This is a genomic window from uncultured Nostoc sp. (assembly GCF_964245445.1).
Classification (GTDB): Bacteria; Cyanobacteriota; Cyanobacteriia; order Cyanobacteriales; family Nostocaceae; genus Nostoc.
Map to the genome: position 1 here is coordinate 1 of NZ_CAXTNE010000417.1, position 4,800 is coordinate 4,800.

Consider the following 4,800-nt stretch of genomic DNA (forward strand, 5'->3'; position numbering starts at 1 on the left):
TGGTTTACAGACTGTTGCTACTGTACTTCATAAACCTGCAATCTGCTGTATATTGATTAGATTTAGCTCTAATCTCATGGGTACGCTCTAAAAATCTTTGCCGAGTTTCGCTTGCTTCACCTTCTATTAAAACTATAGGTTCTCGTTTACCTGCTTGATATTCTAAAAGTCTGGGTGTTTGTCCAACATCAATTGGACGGATATCTGTGCGACAAACTGTACAAGCTTCTGCTTCACTTGCTAACACATCTGCACCAATTATGGCATTCAAGAAGGTACTCTTACCTGCTTTCATTGCTGCGATTACAGCAACCTGATATTTTTGTTCTGCTAAGGCATTTAAAGCTTTGGTAATACTATCTTCAACGCTCTGTAATCCTTGGGTACTATCTCCTTCTTTGAAGCTTCCAGACCGAAGTTCTTTCAAGTACTTTAAAAGTTGATCGCCAGTATCACGAATTCTGTTATAGGTTTCTTTAAATTCTTGTTCAGACATATTTTTAGGATCTAATTTCATTGAAACTTCCTTCTTGTCTATATTTGAGTAATTTGAAATATTTACTGACTCACAAATGATTTCGCGTTGAACAGTAGCAATAAGATTACGTGCATAATAGTCACTGGGTACATAAATTAACTCTTCATTTATTTTGCAGAGAACATTATTTGTAAGTTCTACTGCGTTGACAAATCCCTTCAAAGCCGCTTCTGTTGGATCTCTATCAATATCCCACATCAGAGAAATAAGACTATGCTGTAATCTAACGGTTAAACGCAAACAATCTTTTTCAACTTCATCTAAAGCGTGCTGGCGAGTTAAACCAAGAATCTGCTTTTTGCTTTCATCAGCTAGTTCATGGTATTTTTGCTCCAAGTTTGCATATTTATCAGCTAGTTCATTTGCAACAGTCCTATGATGTTTGGCAGCTTGTCTATCACTTTCCCCAACAGCATGAGTAGTAAAAGCACCAACAACTGCTCCAACAGCTAATCCAAGAGCGCCGAAAATAAAAGGAAGCATACAAACTATGTAATCCTATAAAATTTAATTCCTATTGTTCTGTGCTCAGATGAGGCAGTTGAGAACTAGCAAGCAAATTACTATCTGCTGATGTTAATCCTAGAGATTTAGCAATAGCGACTGATTCACGTAACCGTTCCATAGCCCCTTCTATTCCTGGTGCAATTGGACGATTTGTAATTTCTTGATTAATTGCTTCTGCTTGGGCTAAAAACTCTAGATTTTTATGGTGTTCATAAATCAGTTCATTTTCAATTGCTTGTAATCTTTCTAATTCTTGCTGAGTTAAAGATTCATAATAGATTTTCACAGTTTGTTTATGGTCATCGAGGATTTTGAAAAACTCGTAAACCATACCCGCAGTTCCAACAACAGCTAAAACTGGTGCTGCTGCGGTTAAAGCGATCGCAATTGGTGGACAAGCTGCTGCTACTGTTGTGGTTACAAACGCTGTCACACCCCCAACTGTGCCGCTTTTTACGATATCTTTCAATGTTTTTATAGCGGCTTCTTGTGCAGAAATTTCACCCCGAACTACGCGCAGCCCGTTGGTTAGTAACGAAATGGTGCTGTCGTCGCTACACCAATCGCAGCTCCCAGAGGCGCGGCTTTAACACCTGCTTTAACTGCACCTGTTAGATTATCAAAATGCCATTTAGCATCTAGTCTTATTTGCTCCTGCGAAGTAATGGGTTTATCGCCACGGGCTAAATTATCTTTGGCGTTTTCCCACTTGATATTTTTGGGATCATTTGAGCCGCCTTTGCTATGCGGTTTGATATGACTAGCGTGCTTATCTGATAGGTATTTTTGGGTATTAACATCAGTAGATTTGCCATCAATCCCTGCTCTTTGAGATGGAGGGATTTTATCTAACATTTCTTGGGCTTGCACTCTAGTTCTTATCGGATCACCAGGTCGAATCCCACCTTTATATAATCTACGGGTTGCACTTAAGGATAAATCCTGTAATTGGGCATGTTGAACGTTAATTTTGGCAGCAACGTTAAAAGCGGAATTACGCTCTTGTTCGTCAGACATGGGTAAACCAATTTAGTGTGATGTATTACGTTTTTTTGCTTCATACCAAAGTATGGTATTAGCCTATTTTCTTATGGTTCCCATTTGAACACAGATGCGATCGCCCAGGCAGGTAAAAAGCCAGAAGATGGAGCAATGCAGAAGATAGCAAAAACAGCCCTCAAGTTCTTGAAAGGTGCGTTGGCGTAGCCCGTCGTAGACATCGCTGATTTACCTACTACTGAAAAGCTGGTTGAAGTCTGTGGTAAGCTTTTGCCTGTGATTACTAAGTTTTTCGGCTTGCCATAACGTTGGTAAATATTACTCTACTTCTGAATCGATACCCATTGCCCTGAGCCGTTGTGCTAATTGTGCAGCCTTTTCTTCTGCTTTCTCGGCCCTTTGCCTTGGCAACTCGGCTTCTTCTTGACCAATTAGTGTATGCGTTGCAAAACCTGAACAATTGAGTCTGTGAGAATGATCGTTTGGGGATGCTCTTGAAAATTTTTCACAAACGTACCATCAGACTCTGGTAGTTGAGTGTGATCGGGAAACTGGGGCGGTATGGCAACATCAGCAAGTGTTTTACTCATACTTTGACAAGTATTGCAACTATTTATTTAGTGCTTTACGCTTCCCATAAGGTGTTACTAAGTAGTATAACACCTTGCTCCGTCTTGATTTCAGTACTTCTACCCTGCTAGAACCACTTTGATTGCGGATAAAAATATATGAAATCTTGATATTTTTAAAGCGTATGTGTTTTAAGATAAGCGGCATAGTGGGAGCGATCGCTATTTTATTGAGCAGTGGCAGTGCGTTCACCGAAGGTGTTGGCGCAGCCATCGCTCAAGATGCAGAAAGATATATCACTGTAGGGCATGATAAATTGGGAAACAGCGTAGCTCTGGACACGGAAACTATTAAGGGCACTACATACAAACTTTACGGGATCTACGGAGATGGCGTCTTCGAGACTACCTTTGATGCATCGTGCAAAGAATCGCGGCTTTTTCGCAATCGCATTGCGATTTACGGGCCAGAAGGACAGCTACTTGAAGAGGATAAGGAAAAAGGAGAAATTCCTTTTGTAGCAAGTTCTTCACCAGGCAAAGGAATGAAAATTGTTTGTCAAAAGATTGGTGTCAGTGGTTGGTAGGTGTTCAATATTTTATGAGTAGGGAATGGGGGGATGAGGAGCAGGGTGAGCAGGGGAAGCAAGAGTGGTTTAACCAATGCCCAATGACCAATTCCCACTTCCCAATGCCCAGCTAGGAAATACTAAGGACAAAATAACGTGTCACGCGTATCTCGTCCTGTAATGGGATTAGTTCCCTTGGCAAGTTTGCACAATTTTTTTTGCTCATCGGAACGCAGCAGCGTATCGGTAAAATCTGCCCCGTCAATGATTGCGCCATCAAATCTGGCGTTAGCAGCAAAAGCACCCTCCAACAGTGCATTTGTCAAATTTGCTCTAACTAAACGAGCTGAGTCTAAAGTAGCATTTCTCAAGTCAGCTCCCTCCAAATTCACAGACTCCAAATTTGCTGCAAAGAAACTGACACCCTGCAAATTAGCGTGGCTGAAGTTGCTCTGGCGGAGATTAGCTTTGGTAAAGCTGGAATCTGTTAAATCACGTCCTGAGAAATCAGCGTCAACCAAAATTTCTTTATTATATTCAAGTGCCAAAGCTGTGGGAGCAAAACCGACGGTTGCCGTGATGCCAACTATTCCCCAAAGGAATAAGCTGAGTATGCTTGCCCAAATTCGGGCGCTTAACTTAGAATTCATGCAATTTTTAGCCAATGGCGAACCCTCCTCCATCTCATTATCCTTGAGTCAGAGATGTTAGCGCAAAAATCCTTTAAAAATATTTTTATGAATACTAATTCAAGCTCATACGACGATTTGAACGTTGCCTTCGCACGACTTCAGGCTATCCAATGGGATACGTTAGGAATGGGGAAGAAAGACGAAAAACTTACAGAACTGATGTTAAAATTTCTGTCGCGGGTCAGACAATGGGCAAAGTTTTTGCAGAGCGAACAGAAGCATATTTTTCAAAATCTTGCTCTCCAGATTCGCCCTGACATTGAACTCCCGTCTCCCCTAATGCAATGGCTGGACGAGTTATACAACAGCAACCGGATATCAATCTCGCGTGGCAGTGTCTATGTTGTGCAAGGAGTATGTAATTACTTATTTTGGTGTCGTCTACGGGAATTTGATGCAGTCCCGGCGAATGGTCTTCCTGATCCTTATGAGCCTTTCATCACCTTTCTGGAATGCGGTGGTGGCATATATGTCGAGCATCACCAAATTATGGATATTTACCCCAATTATGTTTACTTTATTTTGACTGTTGGGAATGCCACGCCAGCAAGTGAAGAATAAGCACATCATGGGAGGATGATTTCGGGTAACTGCTAGAAACTGTTATTTTCCTGTTGAATTAAATAACTGAGAATACTAAAGTTTATATGCATTGTCCAAATATTGGTCATTTAGGAGAAGACCTAGTAGCCCAATGGTTGCAATCTACAGGTTGGATAATTCTCTATCGTCGCTTTTCTAGTCGTTGGGGAGAAATTGATCTTATTGCTGAATATGATGGAGTAACTGGGAAAGAGCAGGGGAGCAGGGGAGAATACCCCACTCCCCACTCATTATTGGCATTTGCGGAAGTCAAAACTCGCAGTTCTGGTAATTGGGATGCAGGGGGAAGAAGCGCAATCACCCCACAAAAGCAAGCAAAAATC

8 protein-coding genes and 1 pseudogene are annotated in these 4,800 nt (G+C 41.4%); 3 read left to right on the plus strand and 6 right to left on the minus strand.

Features of this window, described 5'->3' with window-relative positions; genetic code table 11:
* Window positions 1–4: 4 nt before the first annotated feature.
* From ACFE90_RS36320 to ACFE90_RS36340, 5 genes and pseudogenes are all read right to left on the minus strand, one after another.
* A complete protein-coding gene (locus tag ACFE90_RS36320; RefSeq protein ID WP_375507092.1) occupies window positions 5–1,021 on the minus strand; it encodes a dynamin family protein in 1,017 nt (338 codons plus the stop codon).
* Between the two features lie 31 nt (window positions 1,022–1,052).
* The gene (locus tag ACFE90_RS36325; protein ID WP_375507093.1) at window positions 1,053–1,514 is read right to left on the minus strand and encodes a hypothetical protein; all 462 of its coding nucleotides are present in this window, start codon (window positions 1,512–1,514) and stop codon (window positions 1,053–1,055) included.
* A gap of 59 nt (window positions 1,515–1,573) precedes the next feature.
* A complete protein-coding gene (locus tag ACFE90_RS36330; RefSeq protein ID WP_375507094.1) occupies window positions 1,574–2,062 on the minus strand; it encodes a hypothetical protein in 489 nt (162 codons plus the stop codon).
* Between the two features lie 71 nt (window positions 2,063–2,133).
* Window positions 2,134–2,265, minus strand: coding sequence for a hypothetical protein (locus tag ACFE90_RS36335; protein WP_375507095.1), 132 nt, complete (start codon window positions 2,263–2,265; stop codon window positions 2,134–2,136).
* A gap of 213 nt (window positions 2,266–2,478) precedes the next feature.
* Window positions 2,479–2,634 (minus strand): annotated as a pseudogene (locus tag ACFE90_RS36340) (Uma2 family endonuclease); the annotation flags it as partial.
* A gap of 164 nt (window positions 2,635–2,798) precedes the next feature.
* Between ACFE90_RS36340 and ACFE90_RS36345 the strand changes: the two are divergent.
* The gene (locus ACFE90_RS36345) at window positions 2,799–3,200 is read left to right on the plus strand and encodes a hypothetical protein (protein ID WP_375507096.1); all 402 of its coding nucleotides are present in this window, start codon (window positions 2,799–2,801) and stop codon (window positions 3,198–3,200) included.
* Between the two features lie 122 nt (window positions 3,201–3,322).
* Here ACFE90_RS36345 and ACFE90_RS36350 read toward each other — a convergent pair whose 3' ends face one another.
* Window positions 3,323–3,832 carry a pentapeptide repeat-containing protein gene (locus ACFE90_RS36350; RefSeq protein ID WP_375507097.1) on the minus strand — a complete coding sequence of 170 codons (510 nt, stop codon included), beginning with the start codon at window positions 3,830–3,832 and terminating at the stop codon, window positions 3,323–3,325.
* A gap of 87 nt (window positions 3,833–3,919) precedes the next feature.
* Here ACFE90_RS36350 and ACFE90_RS36355 point away from each other — a divergent pair, with 87 nt between their 5' ends.
* Window positions 3,920–4,435, plus strand: coding sequence for a hypothetical protein (locus tag ACFE90_RS36355; protein ID WP_375507098.1), 516 nt, complete (start codon window positions 3,920–3,922; stop codon window positions 4,433–4,435).
* An 86-nt stretch (window positions 4,436–4,521) separates the two neighbouring features.
* On the plus strand, window positions 4,522–4,800 hold a 279-nt coding region (locus tag ACFE90_RS36360; protein WP_375507099.1), incomplete at its 3' end, for a YraN family protein.